This is a genomic window from Rhodopirellula sp. UH5 (assembly GCF_056839225.1).
In genome coordinates, this window is the sequence record NZ_CM166390.1 from 2,582,456 (window position 1) to 2,597,677 (window position 15,222).

The following is a 15,222-nucleotide window of genomic DNA, read 5'->3' on the forward strand; positions in this document are numbered from 1 at the left end:
TGCCCCAGACAAACAACCGATCGAAAGGCTGAATCCGACCTGAAACAGCGATCGTGATTGCCCTGGATCCCACCCCCGTCCGGCTTTGACATTCACACGCCTCCGGCTAGAATGGGGCAACGGACTTGGAAACGACGTCCGTTGCTTCGGTCCGGAGGTATTCGAACGGGCTCAGCGATTCAATCGCGTGCATTGCACGTTTTTTGCTGACACACCCGCGAATGACCGACCCGCTTTCGCCGACGCCGAATGATCGTTTCATTGCATTCGATGGCTGTCACCCCACCCAGTGGTGGTGAGATTGCATTCGTATGACTGGATATCGCTTGGGTGTTCGGTTTGGCGGAGCAGCATCAGCACAGAATGTCGTGAGATGGTCGGCCCCGATGCATGTCGCGTTGGCATGCATTGCACACCACATTGTTTAGCGGGATAGATGGAATGTTGATGACTGTGAGTTCGATGGCGACCGGATTGTTCTTGGCGTTTGGTTTCCCCGGTCTGCCTGAAATGTTGATCGTGCTGGTGATCTGCTTGGTTCTGTTTGGTGGTGCCAAGTTGCCATCGCTGATGCGGAACCTGGGACGCAGTGCCAACGAATTCAAACGTGGCATGTCCGAATCGGGCGACGACGAAGACGAAGCAACGGATCGCACCGACGAGAAGGTCTGAGATGTTTGGTCTCAGCCCATTTGAACTGGCCGTGATTGGAGTGATCGCGGTGGTCCTCTTTGGTGGCAACCTGCCGGAAGTGGCCAGGAAGTTTGGCTCCACGTACAGCCAATTCCGACGCAGCCTGCAGGATGTTCAGCAGCAGTTCCGTCAGGTTCAGGACGAAGCGAGTCGGACGATGTCAATGGACACGCCCCCCGCGAAGTCCACGTCGTACGACGACGAAGAGGATGAACCCAACGAACCTTCGGCGCCCAAGTTCACGCCGCCCGAGTGATGCGTTCAGTTGACGTCCGTCGAATCGGACGTCGACGGAATTCGCATCGGTTGTTGCAGGTACGCCAGCAAGTCACGAACATCCTCGACCGACAAAGCCTCGAGGATGTTCTCTGGCATCAGAGATACCGGCGACGCTTGCAGGGCATCGATGTCGTCCCGGCTGACTCGGACCGCATTGCCCTCGGCCGTTCGCATTGTCACGGTGTCGGGCGTTTGGTCTTCTAACAACCCGCTCAGCACCTGACCATCCGCGGTGAGCAAGCGGTAGTTGGTGAACTCTTCTCGGATCGCGGCCGACGGGTCAATGATCGCCAACGACAGAAAGTCCAGGTTGGACCGTTCGTACCCCGTCAGATCCGGCCCCACTTTGCCACCTTCCCCGAACAGCCGGTGGCAGGTTCCGCAATGTTTGGTGAACAACGCTTTGCCGTGAGCAAGATCCGCCTGCGACGTGGAGCGAACGACGGACTGAAACTCAGCGATCTGAACCTGCTTTTCCGCCGGAGTTGCACGAACGGTCCCCCAGTGTTTCGTGACACGCTCACGCAGTGAGGCGTTCTCAAAGGCCTGCATTTGAACGACCACATCCGCGGGCACTCGTTCGACGTTGATCTTGGCAGCATCGATTTCATTCAGCAGCACCGACGCCCATGGTTCGCGACTGGAGAGAACTCGAATCGCGGTCTCTCTTAAGTTGCCGGCGTCATCCATCGACGATTGATACGCCGATGCGATCCATGAACCAATGGACTCGTCAGCGAATCGCGAAAGGGCTTGCAACGCAGCCAACTTGACCGCGCCAGATGGATCCCCCTGCAGCCGTCGCCGCAGGACCGCGAGCGCCTGTTCGTTTTGGATTTCGCCCAAGGTCTCGATCAACGCGACCTTGGTTTGAATCGGAGTCCCGGACTGCTCGATCAACTGCAAAGCTTGCTTGATCGCGGCGGCATCGCCCTGACGCAAACGCAGCGGCAAATCCGATCCCGGCCGTGACTCGCGGAAGACAGCGAGTTGTTCCCGCAAGGCCTCTGGCAACACCTCGACCTTCCGCCCCACAAAAGCTTCTTCAAAACCTTGGATCAAAGTCGCTTTGGCATCGTCATCGGGTGCCATCGCCAACAGGCTCGCGCCGACCAGGAAGCTTTCGTTGGCCCCATCTGCCGCCAGCCGCTGCATCAAGCGAGCGAGAATCGTCTGCCGCACCAATCGGCTCTTCCAAAGCCGCTCGTCTTCAAACAATGCGGCAACGGAGTCAGAATGGCTTTCACAATGGGCTTCCACGCCCCACCAAATCAACAGCGGCAGATGCAAGTCATCTTGATCTGATTCTCGCAGCATCATCTCGCGAAGGATCGGCAAGGCTTGCTCGGCATCCAAACGAGCCGCGGTGGACGCCAACTGTGACCGGACGTGGATGTCGTTTTCATGCTTGGCAAGTTCGATGAGTGCCTGCTGTTGGTCGCTGGTCATTGACGCTTGGTCGCCAAGCAGCCGAACTGCCCAGCGTCGCAGATCGGGGTTCTGTTCGGAGGCCTGCAAAGACTCTGTCCAATCATCTTCGCCGAGGACCTGCCCGCGTTGCAGCGCCCACAACGCGAGCAATCGCCGCTGGTCCGTCTCGTCATTCAAGATTCCGGCCAGCGAGTCCTGCAGAGCCTGGGATTCCTCGATCCGAGCAACGATGGTCTCCAACGTCAAGAACCGAATCGTGCGACCGGGATGTGCCAGCAAATTCAGCAACTGATCGTCCGTCATCGCGAACAAATCAAATCGCGTTCGCGATGGCAGCAACCCGTCCGTGTTCGAAGACGTGGAAGGATTCTTCGCAGTGAGCCGATAGATTCGGCCGCTGGTTTTGTGCCAGTTGTCTCGTGGGTCGACGTGTGTCAGACGCGTGTCGTACCAATCTGCGAAATAGACCGCTCCATCCGGTCCAACAGAGATCGCCACAGGCCGAAACCATCGGTCATCGGTCTCGATCGTGGTTTCGAAATCACGCGTCCGAAACGTCGACGTGTCCGCGATCAATTCGCTGCTGATCACACATCGCTGCAACGGATTGATGGCGATCGATTGATCGCGATATCGCGGCGGCAGCACGTCGTCTTGGTAAACCACCAACGCTTGTGTGAACCGTCGGCCATCCCCCTCGGATCGCATGTGCTGGAAGAAACCGTAGGCGTGCGGGTTGGTCAGCGGCCCATGCTTGCCCCAAGACTTCGTGCCATAGCTGCCTTGTGGATAGAACATTCCCCGCGTGTTGCCATGGTTCGTTCCTGAAAACGTGAGCCCACTCTCTTCGATCTCCAAACCGAACGTGTTGCCACCCCCTTCGGCGAAGATTTCAAAGCGATGCGATTCCGGGTGATACCTCCAAATGCATTGGCCCTGAAACGAGGTCGCTTGGTCCGGTCGGTCCGACAAGGGAGCACGAATGGAGGCGGTCGTGGTGCTTCCGTTGGCACCGTACAACCAACCATCGGGCCCCAGTCGCAAGCTATTGGCGACCGCGTGCGTGTCTTCCAAACCAAAGCCGGCCAGGTGAACCACTGGATCCCCATCGACCTTCGCGTCGTGATCCGCATCGGGGTAAAACAACAAGTACGGCGGGTTCATCACCCAGATTCCGGACGTGCTGACCGCGACGCTGGTCGCAATGTTCAGTCCCTCGATAACATCTCGATGCGAGTCATACGAACCATCGCCGTTGGTGTCTTCCCAGACCGTCACACGGTCCGCCCCGGAGACGTGATTGGGCGGAGCAATCGGCGTGCTATCAAACACGGCTCGCAAGTGCTGGTCGTAGCGAACCACTTTCAGTCCCGCTGGAAACGGGTACTGACGATACTGCACCACCCACATTCGACCTTGGAAGTCAAAGCTGATGTGGATTGGCTGAGTCACATCGGGTTCCCCCGCGACCAATTCCACACGCACGTCGTCGGGCACCTTCAAACGAGCGATCGTCTCGGCGGGTGACGCGGGTTCGGAATCGTCCCCCAGATCCCCACGTCCTTCGAATTCCCGCATCACACGGGCAACTTCGTCATTGCCGGCGGGAGCGTCCTGGGACACGCCGACGTTCAGCCAACCAAAGCTGATCGCACTCCAAAGAGCAACGAAGAACAACCACTGGTTTCGCACTGAGTTCGCTCTGATTTGTTGGCTCGCTGGCATCGGTCGACTCATCGGGGTATCAAAGTGTCAGCTTCTTACTCTTCCATCCAACAGAAACATCCCCAAAGAAGGAAAGCAGGAATCGGATGGCATGCAAGCTGTTTGGTGCTCGCTTGGGCTGCTAAGCAGGTCGGCAGGAGTCTTGTCGGCATTTGAACTGTCATGGCAAACGCCACTGTTCCCACGTACAACCGGGGCCAACGCCCAAACGGCTCACATGGTTTTGGCCGATCATTTCTGCCGACCTGTTTCGCACAACTTCTATTTCACTGGCGTGATCACAACCGTGTGAGTGACTGGGACGATCGCAGCTTGGATTGCCTGCACCAAATCCGCTCGCTTGGTTTCGGTGCTTTTGACCGCAGCCTCCAGATCCTTTTTGCCTTCTTCCCCGTGGAAAATCTTCTTGATCTGCACCGTTTCAAACGCCTGTTTCGCGGCCACCGCTTGGTCGATCGCCTGAAACGCTTTGCTGAATGGATTGACCTCAAAGTGTTCGGCCAAGTTCACCCCTTCGGCCAGTTCTTCCTTGGTGAATTCAAGGCTCTGCTCACCCCAACGGACACTTGCCTTGTCTGTTTCCAAACCGTTGACGGTCAGCAAGAACCGATTCAAATCGTCGTTGAACGGAACCAGTGTCATGCCGGAACGAATGCTGTTTTCGTTGTCGGCCTTTCCAGTCGCGCAAAACGGGTAGCGACGACTCTCGAAGGTGATTTGGTGAGCCGATTCATCCGACGCGAACTCGACGAGCGAATGATGGTCGCCACCGGCCGCGGTTGCAGTCGCCAAGTCCACCTTCAAGTTCGCGATGGGTTCGCGAATCCCCATCGATTTGAGAAATCCGTGAGCCATGATGACTTGGCCGGCCCAGGGTGGGTGAATCCCATCGTTGCCAGTGACTTGATAAGGCTTTTCATCGGTGCCGTACTTTTTGGCGGCTGTGATTTGGGCGACGTACATGGGCCAGAACAGGTCGGCAAACGCAACGTTTTCTTCCTTGGAAATTTCAATCCCCAAATCCCGCAAGGTGCACAGGTTCAGGTTGTGTTCGTCCAAGGTGCACGCAGGAGCCTTGACCCAGGTCGCGATTTTCCCGGCACAGCCTGGTGATCCCAAAACCACTTTCGCACCGGCTTCCTTCAAACGACGAACGATGTGTTGGTAATTGTCCTTGTACCAATGCCCGTTGTTGACGTCGTAGGCTCGATAGCGAGCATCGTTCATCCCGTAACAAAGCGTCGCGATGGTGGGCTCGAAACGCAAGCAATCCGAATCCATCCGACGAAGAAAACCGGCCGCGGTTTCACCGCTCCACCCGAGTTGTCGCGTTTCAATTTCCAGGTGCGGCATGCACGCGTTCAGGTAAGTCTCGATCATCCGTGAATACATTTTCTGCTCGGTGATCGAATCCCCGATGATCACCAAACGATCGCCCTTGGTCAGCAACAGCGGCCCGATTTCAGGAGCCTTGGCAGGGAAGAACTTACCGAACTCAGGGTCCTCCGGTTTGGGCTCGTACTGGTACGGTCCGGACTCAGGGAATTTCGGCAGGGAGCTGTCTTCGGCTGATGTTGTTGCCGTGGCGAAGACAGAAAACGCGACAAGCAAACCAATGCTTCGCAAGATTGTTGGGGGCATGGTGGGTCTCTTGATGACGATGTTGAGATTGAAATGGGGGAGGCGAGGTGGCGTCATTGATGGCCAAAGGCCTTTTTCAACGTAGCCTGGGACGACGTCCCAGGAACCGGTGAAAACATTGACTCCTTTGGCCAAAGAGTTTGTGTTTTGGACAGTCAACGGAATGGATCGCCCTCTCTTGTCTCATCGACTTAAATCGGACGGTTGGTTGGGAGCGATGCTCATCGGCGGGTTGTTGGGATCGATCTTCTCGTGTTCCCAGTACCAACCATCGGCCTTCTTCTCGAGCACTCGGTGTTGGCTGTTCTTTGCCAAAGGAGCGGGATCCGATCGCACAAATTGTCTCAATCGCTGTGCGGCATCAGCATGCTCGGCTTGACCGATCAAGTTTTCGAATTCGTTTGGATCGTTGATGACGTCATAGAGTTCTTCGCTGCCATCGGCGTAGCGAATCAAGCGATACCGTTCGCCTTTGATGCCTTGGTTGCCGGGGTTGTGATCGGTGATCGCAGGCGTTTCCCGAATTTGATGGGGGTGTTGGATCTGGGGGACCAAGCTCAGCCCTTCCACCTCCTTCGGTGCGGGCAGACCGACCAGTTCAGAGAGTGTGGGATAGATGTCCAACAGTTCCGCCGGCGACTGAGTTCGGCCGTGAGCGATCTCTGGCCCAGCGAAGATCAACGGAACGTGAGTCGAACGTTCCCACAGCGTGTTTTTGCCGGTGACGTTCTTTTCGCCCAAGTGCCATCCGTGATCGCTCCACAAACAGATGACTGTGTTGTCGCGGTGCGGCGACTCTTCGAGCGCGGCAAGAACGCGGCCGACTTGGCTGTCGACAAAACTGATGCAGGCCAAATAGGAGTGCACCAGATTCTTCTGTTGGTCATGGGCTTTCAACCAACTCATGCGGGGCTCGGGCAATTTCCAGTGCAGGTACCAACTGAAGGGGGAACAATCCAGGCGATCGTCGCTTCGATAAGGCGGCAACTGCAACGTTTCATCGTCATACAGTCCCCACCACTTCCGCGTGACATGGCAGGGGACATGCGGCAAGAAGAAACCGCAACTCATGAAGAACGGTTCATCGTCAGGCATCGCCCCCAGTTTTTCAGTCACCCAGTCGGCAACCTTGTAATCGCCTTTGTCCTCATCGCGGTGATCGAACACGCCCCAGTCCATCAACGGGTGATCGCCAATCGGCGTGGCCGGGATGAGCTTTCGTGGCGGCTTCACTCCAGCGACGCCAGGCGGTCCAATTTCATCAAATTCGTTTTTGTCTCGACCATAACGACCGTGATAAACCTTGCCCGCCGAGTACGTTCGGTATCCATTTGCCTTGAAGTGCTGCGGCAACGCCACGCGGTCTTTTAGTTCTGGCAAATCGCGAAACCAGGGTGCCAAGCCATAGATGCCCGTCGTCGAAGGACGCAGGGAGAGCATCAAACTCGTTCGCGAAGAATTGCAGAGGGGCGATTGGCAATGCGCGTTCGTGAACGTCATGCCACGTTCGGCCAACGACTGCATCGCTGGCGTTTGGACTTGAGGGTGCCCGCCGAGCGGCTCCACCCAGTCATTCAAATCATCGATGCAGATCATCAAGACGTTGGGACGGCTCGATGAGTTTTGAGCAAAGGACTCGGACGCAAACAGCGTCGTGGCTAGCACGACGCTCCAAACAAGAAGCTTGTTCATTTGGCTGGGGTGGGGCAGGGTGGGATGTGGGTGGGGAGAAGCGGAACATGTTCCAGTGCATCATTCAGCCATCGACTTTGCGTACGACGGACTTCCAAGTCCGTCAAAAAGTCATTGGCACCGACGGACTCGGAAGTCCGTCGTACGCTCCCCTACCGTTATAGCTGGACCGTCTTGCCCGTGCGTGCACTTTCGTAAATCGCGTTGATCAACGCCACACTGCGTCGGCCTTCGGTGCCATTGATTTGCGGGCTGTGTCCCCCGGTGATTGCATCCAGAAAGTCATTGAAGACTTCGGTGTGACCGTGGTGCCCGATGGAGGACGGGTCGCTGGCTCCTCCGCCCGTTTCGGTCTTCCCAGCCATGCGTTTCCGGATGGCCTCGTCTTCCTCGGTTTCGTTGGCAAATTCCCACTGGGTGAGATCTTCTTCTTCCAGGATCGCACTGCCTTCGCTGCCGCCAATCTCGATGCGTTTCAGAGCCCCGGGATAGGTGGTTGTGGTGGCTTCGATGACTCCCAGAGCGCCATTCTTGAATTTCAGCGTCGCGACGACGATGTCTTCGACTTCGATTCGTTCGTGAGTCATCGTTGATGCCATCGCCGAGACTTCGCTGACGTCGCCCATCAACCACAGCAACAGATCCACCGAGTGAATGGCTTGGTTCATCAGGGCTCCACCACCGTCGAGTTTCCAAGTCCCCCGCCACGCACCGCTGTCGTAGTACTCTTGGCTGCGGTACCACTTCACATAGGCGTCACCCATCGTGATTTTACCGAACCGGCCCTCTTCCACGGCTTTCTTCATCAATCGCGAAGATTCGTGGAAACGGCTTTGAAACGTCACGCCCAATTGCACGCCGGCTTTTTGGCAAGCGTCGATGATTTGGTCACAGCGTTCCTGGGTGACTTCGAGTGGTTTCTCGATCATCACGTGCTTGCCAGCTTCGGCGGCCTGGATTGCGGGTTCTGCGTGAGCACCGCTGGGTGTGCACACCGAAACGGCGCCGATTTCAGGGTCCGCGAGCATTTCCTCGAGTGTCTTGAACACGCGACCACCATGCTTCGCCACGAACTCCTCGGCTCGCTCGGTGTTGCGGTTGTAACAACCCACCAAATGCCCGTTGGTCGAATCCGCGATGGCTTTGGCATGAAAATTGGAGATCATTCCGGCGCCGACGATGCCAATACCGATGCTCATGTTGTTTGTCTTTTTTGTGCGAGGAAACAGGGTGGGGATCGCTGAGGTAGGCGAAAAACTACGATCAAGATACGTTTTCATGGCAGCTTTCGTCACCGGAGGCTGTTTTGCACCCCGATTTCATCCAGGTTCCATCGCCGTGCCCACCGCTTCGAAAAACGCCTCCCCGATGAAGCTGCGATCCCTTCGTGATGTCCCGGCCATCCTGGACGCGAAAGTTGGGCTGGGAGAGGTTCTGGGCCGCAAGCCGAAAGGCGGCACAAAACGAAAGACAAAGAAGGCCCACGATCCGGTTCCGCTGGCGTTTTCTGGAGTTTGGGGCGGGATTCGCGGTTTGCTGGCCGCCACCCTGACCCGCCATCACCCGCACGTGTTGGTCCTGCTTCCGCAAGCCGTCGACGCGGACATTGTCGCGGGAGACATTTCCTCGTTTGGGATCGACGACGTCGTCGCGTTGCCGCTGTCGGCCGGCGACGGAACCGGCAGTTCCATTCGCGACGCCGACTACGCCGCTCGATTGCAAGTCCTGCAGCGACTCCGCGCCCGCGATCAGAATTCCCCACAACCGCTGGTCGTGACCTCGTACATCGGAGCCGCCATCCAACGGGTGCCATCGGTTTCGAGTCTCGAAAAAGCGACCCGCGAATTGTCGGTCGGTGACATCGTTGATCCTGAAGTGATCCGGCGTTGGCTGGCTGAAGCCGGTTTCGCAGCCGTGACGGCGGTCCAGGTGCCGGGCGAATTTGCCAGCCGGGGTGGATTGCTGGACGTGTATTCGCCGGACCAACCCCAGCCGATTCGAATCGAATGGTTCGACGACGAAATCGAATCCATCCGCCGGTTCGACGCAGCCACTCAGCGGAGCAGCGAAACACTCAGCAAGGTTGAACTCGCCGCGATTGGAACCCAGCCGGTCAAAAGCCCTTTCGCAGAAGAAGAGAACAACGACGAACCGCTGGACCTGATTGTCGATGACAGCGTGGGGGCCGAAGCCACCATCGTCGACTACTTGCCCGAAGACACCGTGGTGCTGGTGATCGATCCATCGGATTGCCACCAGTCGTCCAACGCGTTGCTCGCTCGGGTCGCCAAGACCGAACGCTTCGTTTCGATGAAGGAACTGCTTTCGGAGCTGAAGAGCCACAAAGTCGTCACAGGAACATCGCTGGCCGAAGGAGCCCCGACGGATGTTGTCGACTTGCACACCGCCAGCGCCGACAGCTTCGCAACGTCGCTGGACGAAACCAAATCCAAGGTCGACTCCGTCGCGGCCGGACACGAAGTCATCGTGGTGGGTGACACGCCCGCCGATGGCCAGCGACTGACTGAGTTGCTTGAGGACACCGATGCGGCCAAACAAGGTCGCTTGCACATGACGGTTGCCGACCTCAGCGGTGGTTTCCGTTTGACCGACGCAGAGATCCTGGTGCTCACCGGTGCCGAGCTCTTTCATCGCAGCCCCGTTCGTCGCGCCAAGACACGGACCCGCGGCAAACCGATCGACTCGTTCACGCAGCTCACCCCCGGCGACTTGGTGATTCACCTGTCCCACGGGATCGGGTTGTACCGCGGGCTGAACTCCATCGAGAAAAACGGCCAGCATCAAGAACACTTGACCATCGAGTTCGACGGCGGGACCAAGATCCATGTGCCAGCTTCTCGTATTCAATTGGTTCAGCGATACGTCGGGGGAACGAAAAACCGACCCAAGCTGGCCAAAATCGGCGGTATCAGTTGGACCAACCAACGCAAGGCCGCCGAAGCCGCGGTCACCGATATGGCCGACGAACTGCTGGAACTGCAGGCCAAACGAGCCACACGACTCGGCATCCCCATGTCGCCGGACAACGAATGGCAACGCCAGTTCGACGCCAGCTTCCCGTACCTGGAAACACCAGACCAATTGTCGGCAATCGACGCCTTGAAAGTCGACATGGAGACGCCACGGCCCATGGACCGGCTGATTTGTGGCGACGTCGGATTTGGCAAAACCGAAGTTGCCATGCGGGCGGCTTTCAAAGCGGTCTCATCGGGTTACCAAGTCGCCGTGTTGGTCCCAACCACCGTGCTGGCAGAACAACACTACCAATCGTTTCGCGAACGGATGGCGGAGTTCCCCGTCGAGATTCGGAAACTCAGTCGTTTTTGCACGGCGGCCGAGCAACGCGAAACAGTGAAGGAGATCCGGCGAGGCAAAGCCGACATCGTGATTGGAACCCACCGCGTCGCCAGCAAAGACGTCGAGTTCAACAACCTCGGCTTGGTCGTCATCGATGAAGAACAACGCTTCGGCGTCGCCGTGAAGGAACGCCTGAAGACTCGGCATAGCAACGTCGATGTCCTAACGCTTTCTGCAACGCCCATTCCGCGAACGCTGCACATGGCATTGGTTGGCGTTCGCGATATCAGCAACCTGGAAACGCCGCCAGCCGAACGAATGGCGGTCGAGACCAAAGTGACTCGCTGGGACGACAAGATGCTGCGTTCCGCCATCGTGCGGGAACTCAACCGCGGCGGTCAGATGTACTTCGTCCACAACCGCATCGGGGACATGGATGACCTGGCTGCTCGGATCAAAGCCATTGTCCCTGAACTTCGAATCAGCATCGGCCATGGACAAATGGTCGAAGGTGCACTCGAACAAATCATGGTCGACTTCATCGATCACAAGTTCGACATGCTGCTGGCCACGACGATCATCGAGAGCGGATTGGATATTCCCAACGCCAACACCATGTTCATCGACGATGGCAATCGCTACGGCCTGAGCGATCTGCACCAACTGCGTGGACGCGTGGGGCGGTACAAGCACCAAGCCTACTGCTACCTGCTGGTGTCGCCGAACAAACGGCTGACGCCAGAAGCCAGCAAACGCCTGCGAGCGATCGAAGAGTATTCTCAGATGGGTGCTGGTTTCGCGATTTCGATGCGAGACCTCGAGATTCGCGGGGCGGGCAATCTGCTGGGCAGTCAGCAATCGGGGCACATTGCCGCGGTCGGTTACGAAATGTATTGCCAACTGCTCGAAGACGCGGTCCGGCAAGCTCAAAAATTGCCGCCGAAGTTGTCCGCCGATGTGGACATTGATTTGCCGATCGAAGCTTACCTGCCGGAAGACTACGTGCCCAACCTGCGGCATAAAATCGATCTTTATCGCCGGATGACTCGAATCGAGAAAGCGGCTGATGTGAAGGCCCTGCGAGAAGAATTGGAAGACCGCTTTGGCTCGCCACCGCCCCCGGCGCTTCGAATGTTGGAATTGTGTGAACTGCGGCTCGACGCAGCCTCATGGGGCTTGGTTTCGCTGACCACCAACGATCGCTTCATTGTGATTCAGTACTCCAATCGATCGCGGATGGATCAACTGGCCAAGAACGCTTCGATCCCGATTCGCATCGTCGATCATCAAAAGGCCTACATTCCGATCAAGGACTACGACATGTCCGATCCGGCCGGCAAAGCGTGGCTGCAACTTGCCCGCGCTGCATTATGGATTGGTTGACCACTTCTCTTTCCCGATCGGACCCGGACATGCGTCGTCGAGCTTCCCACCTTTTGCTGGCAGTTTTTTGTTTCAGTCTTGCCCCTGCCGGGACGCTCACGCCTGCCAACTCCGCCGAACCGGATCGCTTGGAATCAAGCAGCTGGAATCAATGGCGTGGCCCCAATCGGGACGGCACGCTCGCTCAACCAACCGCCTGGCCAGATCGTCTTTCCGGAAACCTTGACAAGGCTTGGTCGGTTCCACTGGGTCCCAGCTACAGCGGGCCCGTGATGGTCGACGGGTTGGTGTTCACAACCGAAACGGTGAACAAACAATTCGAACGAGTGACCGCTTACGAGGTCGCCACCGGTGAATTGCGTTGGGAACGCCAATGGGAAGGATCGATGTCAGTGCCATTTTTTGCCGCCGCCAATGGAGATTGGATTCGAGCCACCCCCGCGTGTGTTCCGGGTTACTTGGTCGTGCTGGGAATGCGAGATGTTCTGGTCTGCCTGGACACTGCAACCGGCGAGGAACGGTGGAGGATCGATTTCCCCGCTCAGACCGGATCGTCTTTGCAGCCGTTCGGGGCGGCTTGCTCGCCACTGATTCATGATGGGGCGATCTATGTCCAAGTCGGTGCGGGACTGACGAAGCTGGCACTGGATTCCGGCGAGGTGCTTTGGACCGTTCTCTCCGGCGGCGAAGACATGATGTCCCGCGGCGCGTTCAGCAGCCCCTCGATCGCCACACTCGCGGGCCAAGAACAATTGCTCGTTCAAACTCGCGAAGAACTGTGCGGCGTTTCACTGAACACCGGCGATGTGCTCTGGCGAGAAGCCATCGAAGCCTTTCGCGGCATGAACATTTTGACACCGCTGGCGATCGGCGACTCGGTGTTCACGGCAGCCCACAGTGGAAAAAGCCAACTGTTCGACATCCGACTCGACGAGTCAGCGGAGAAAACCTGGACAGCCGGCGAACGCTGGAATCAAAAAACGCAAGGCTACATGTCCTCACCCGTGGTGGTCGACGATCATGTGTACCTGCACCTGAAGAACGAACGATTCACTTGTTTGTCGGTCGCGGACGGTTCGATTCAGTGGACCTCGCCGCCCGTCGGCAAGTACTGGTCGATGGTCCGCAACGAAAACCGTATTCTGTCGCTGAGCGCGGACGGCAAACTTCGATTGATCGCTGCGAATCCCAGTGAGCTCACGGTGGTCGACACCCAAGAGGTCGCCGAGAACAGCTGGGCTCACTTGGCAGTCTCCAGCAACAACGACCAACCTCTGATTTTGATCCGCGCCTTGAATTCTTTGACCGCCTATCGATGGACGAGCCCTTGACCGCAACACCGACTTCACCTGCACCGGCCCCGCCCCCTCCATTCATACTGGGCGTCGATGTCGGCGGTGCCAACCTGAAGTCGGTCTTGGTCAACCATGCAACCGAGGACGCGACGGCCAGGGAATCCTTTTTCCCCATGTGGAAACGCCCGGAGTCGCTCGCCGAACAACTGCATTCAGATTGGATCGCGTTGTTGGCTGAATCTCGAGTCAAGGTGGACTTGATCCAAGGCATTGCGGTCACCATGACCGGCGAGCTGGCCGATTGTTTCACTGACCGTCAGCACGGCGTGACTCACATCGCCGAACAAGTTCGCATCGCAGCAACGCAGTTGAGTCACGATTCCGAGCTTGGGTTCTATTCCACCGCTGGCAAATTCGTCGGGATTGAAGCCGTGGCTTCAGAAGTCGACGCATTGGCGGCGTCGAATTGGCACGCGTTGGCTTCCTGGGCAGCAAGCCAGATATCCGCCCGCGGGATTTTGATCGACGTCGGATCGACAACCACCGACCTCATCCCAATTCAAAACGGACAGGTTGCCACCGCAGCGAAGACCGATCACGAGCGACTTCGCGACGGCTCGCTCGTTTACGTTGGTTGTCGTCGAACGCCAGTGTGTGCCCTGGTCGACCGACTCACGATCGACCAAGTCGATGTCCCGGTCATGAACGAACTGTTCGCGACCATCGATGACGCTCGTTTGATTCTGAAGCGACTCCCTGAGTCGGCCGACGACCGAGACTCCGCCGACGGCCGACCTCGCGACAGGCAATCGGCACACCGTCGGCTGGCCAAGATGGTTGGCTTGGACGCAAACGAGCTCACCAGCGATCAAGCGTCGTCGATTGCAAAGCAAATCCTCGCAGCGGCCCAGCAACAGATCGATGAAAGCCTGCAGCGTCAGATCGAACGGCTCGACAGCCATTCCAATGAAGAGACCACGTTGTTGCTCAGTGGACACGGGCAGGATTTAATCACCCATTCCGCAACCGCCCGCAACGCGATCGACCTGCGTGATCGCTTGAGCCCAGAGGTTTCGCGATCGGCACCCGCGTTTGCCGTCGCTCGATTGTGGTTGAGCACCCAACGAGAGGTTCGATGAGTCGCCGCGTGATCAAACTGGGCGGCAGCCTGCTGACCCGTCCCAGTCTGCTGGATGATTTTCATCAGTGGTACCGCAACCAAGCCCCTGCGGATGACTGCTTGATCATCGGCGGAGGTCAGCTGATCGATGCGGTCCGTGAATGGGACCGATTGCGACCGGGCGACCCGCAAACGGTTCACTGGCAATGCGTCGCGATGCTAGAACACTCGATGCGTCATCTTGCAGAGGCCCTTGAATCAGACGGTCGTTTTCCACCGATCGAGAAACTTGAGACCGAAGACGACTGGCTGCGTTATTCGACCTCCTCAAGCGATTCAATGAAGCCTGCTTCCTCGACGATTCAATTCTTGCGTCCCGAAGTCGTCTACCACTCGGCGTCGAAAGCTCCGTTGCCAGAGACGTGGTCGACCACAACGGACTCCATCGCAATGTGGGTCGCACTGCAATGCGATGCAAGCGAGGTGGTGCTGCTGAAGTCATGCGCCGTTGACTCAGAGGACCGCCTGCAGGACTGGATCACGCAAGGAATCGTCGATCCGGCGTGTGCCGTGTTGGCATCGCTGGAAGAGAAACTGCGTGTCGAGCAGCTGCCGATTTAGCCAACCTGCTGAACGATCGCAAAG

At 57.5% G+C, this 15,222-nt stretch carries 11 protein-coding genes; 6 read left to right on the plus strand and 5 right to left on the minus strand.

Features of this window, described 5'->3' with window-relative positions; genetic code table 11:
* Nucleotides 1–106: 106 nt before the first annotated feature.
* Entirely contained in the window at nucleotides 107–262 is a 156-nt protein-coding gene (locus UH5x_RS09285) for a hypothetical protein (protein WP_160311403.1), read from the minus strand.
* A 185-nt stretch (nucleotides 263–447) separates the two neighbouring features.
* On the opposite strand from UH5x_RS09285, the gene tatA reads away from it, so the two are divergent.
* The gene (gene tatA, locus UH5x_RS09290; RefSeq protein WP_236696072.1) at nucleotides 448–672 is read left to right on the plus strand and encodes a twin-arginine translocase TatA/TatE family subunit; all 225 of its coding nucleotides are present in this window, start codon (nucleotides 448–450) and stop codon (nucleotides 670–672) included.
* A gap of 1 nt (nucleotide 673) precedes the next feature.
* Nucleotides 674–949: a Sec-independent protein translocase subunit TatA/TatB gene (locus UH5x_RS09295; RefSeq protein ID WP_047813378.1), complete on the plus strand. Its 276-nt coding sequence runs from the start codon at nucleotides 674–676 to the stop codon at nucleotides 947–949.
* A gap of 5 nt (nucleotides 950–954) precedes the next feature.
* Here the strand turns inward: UH5x_RS09295 and UH5x_RS09300 are convergent, their stop codons facing one another.
* The 4 genes from UH5x_RS09300 to UH5x_RS09315 form a co-directional block, all read right to left on the minus strand.
* A complete protein-coding gene (locus tag UH5x_RS09300; RefSeq protein ID WP_482635494.1) occupies nucleotides 955–4,140 on the minus strand; it encodes a PVC-type heme-binding CxxCH protein in 3,186 nt (1,061 codons plus the stop codon).
* Between the two features lie 249 nt (nucleotides 4,141–4,389).
* On the minus strand, nucleotides 4,390–5,769 hold the full coding sequence (locus tag UH5x_RS09305) for an SGNH/GDSL hydrolase family protein (RefSeq protein ID WP_482635495.1): 1,380 nt from the start codon (nucleotides 5,767–5,769) through the stop codon (nucleotides 4,390–4,392).
* Between the two features lie 183 nt (nucleotides 5,770–5,952).
* Nucleotides 5,953–7,461: a sulfatase gene (locus UH5x_RS09310; protein ID WP_482635496.1), complete on the minus strand. Its 1,509-nt coding sequence runs from the start codon at nucleotides 7,459–7,461 to the stop codon at nucleotides 5,953–5,955.
* A 158-nt stretch (nucleotides 7,462–7,619) separates the two neighbouring features.
* Nucleotides 7,620–8,660, minus strand: coding sequence for a Gfo/Idh/MocA family protein (locus tag UH5x_RS09315; protein WP_482635497.1), 1,041 nt, complete (start codon nucleotides 8,658–8,660; stop codon nucleotides 7,620–7,622).
* Nucleotides 8,661–8,739: 79 nt separating this feature from the next.
* Here UH5x_RS09315 and mfd point away from each other — a divergent pair, with 79 nt between their 5' ends.
* From mfd to UH5x_RS09335, 4 genes are read left to right on the plus strand one after another with little or no spacing between them, the layout of a single operon-like run.
* Nucleotides 8,740–12,162 carry a transcription-repair coupling factor gene (mfd, locus tag UH5x_RS09320; RefSeq protein WP_482635498.1) on the plus strand — a complete coding sequence of 1,141 codons (3,423 nt, stop codon included), beginning with the start codon at nucleotides 8,740–8,742 and terminating at the stop codon, nucleotides 12,160–12,162.
* 29 nt (nucleotides 12,163–12,191) lie between these two features.
* Nucleotides 12,192–13,493 carry a PQQ-binding-like beta-propeller repeat protein gene (locus UH5x_RS09325; protein ID WP_482635499.1) on the plus strand — a complete coding sequence of 434 codons (1,302 nt, stop codon included), beginning with the start codon at nucleotides 12,192–12,194 and terminating at the stop codon, nucleotides 13,491–13,493.
* Nucleotides 13,478–14,596 (plus strand): hydantoinase/oxoprolinase family protein, encoded by a 1,119-nt coding sequence (locus tag UH5x_RS09330; RefSeq protein ID WP_482635500.1) that lies wholly within the window; start codon nucleotides 13,478–13,480, stop codon nucleotides 14,594–14,596. The genes UH5x_RS09325 and UH5x_RS09330 overlap by 16 nt, the downstream gene beginning before the upstream one ends.
* Nucleotides 14,593–15,198 carry an aspartate kinase gene (locus UH5x_RS09335; protein WP_482635501.1) on the plus strand — a complete coding sequence of 202 codons (606 nt, stop codon included), beginning with the start codon at nucleotides 14,593–14,595 and terminating at the stop codon, nucleotides 15,196–15,198. Before UH5x_RS09330 ends, UH5x_RS09335 begins: the two co-directional genes overlap by 4 nt.
* The last annotated feature ends 24 nt before the right edge of the window (nucleotides 15,199–15,222 follow it).

Excerpts from the sequence above, each read along its gene's own strand:
- UH5x_RS09300 (WP_482635494.1), bottom strand. The coding sequence starts at position 4,140 with ATGAGTCGACCGATGCCAGCGAGCCAACAAATCAGAGCGAACTCAGTG.
- UH5x_RS09305 (WP_482635495.1), bottom strand. The coding sequence starts at position 5,769 with ATGCCCCCAACAATCTTGCGAAGCATTGGTTTGCTTGTCGCGTTTTCT.
- UH5x_RS09330 (WP_482635500.1), top strand. The coding sequence starts at position 13,478 with ATGGACGAGCCCTTGACCGCAACACCGACTTCACCTGCACCGGCCCCG.
- UH5x_RS09315 (WP_482635497.1), bottom strand. The coding sequence starts at position 8,660 with ATGAGCATCGGTATTGGCATCGTCGGCGCCGGAATGATCTCCAATTTT.
- UH5x_RS09335 (WP_482635501.1), top strand. The coding sequence starts at position 14,593 with ATGAGTCGCCGCGTGATCAAACTGGGCGGCAGCCTGCTGACCCGTCCC.
- mfd (WP_482635498.1), top strand. The coding sequence starts at position 8,740 with ATGGCAGCTTTCGTCACCGGAGGCTGTTTTGCACCCCGATTTCATCCA.
- UH5x_RS09325 (WP_482635499.1), top strand. The coding sequence starts at position 12,192 with ATGCGTCGTCGAGCTTCCCACCTTTTGCTGGCAGTTTTTTGTTTCAGT.
- UH5x_RS09285 (WP_160311403.1), bottom strand. The coding sequence starts at position 262 with ATGAAACGATCATTCGGCGTCGGCGAAAGCGGGTCGGTCATTCGCGGG.
- tatA (WP_236696072.1), top strand. The coding sequence starts at position 448 with ATGACTGTGAGTTCGATGGCGACCGGATTGTTCTTGGCGTTTGGTTTC.
- UH5x_RS09310 (WP_482635496.1), bottom strand. The coding sequence starts at position 7,461 with ATGAACAAGCTTCTTGTTTGGAGCGTCGTGCTAGCCACGACGCTGTTT.
- UH5x_RS09295 (WP_047813378.1), top strand. The coding sequence starts at position 674 with ATGTTTGGTCTCAGCCCATTTGAACTGGCCGTGATTGGAGTGATCGCG.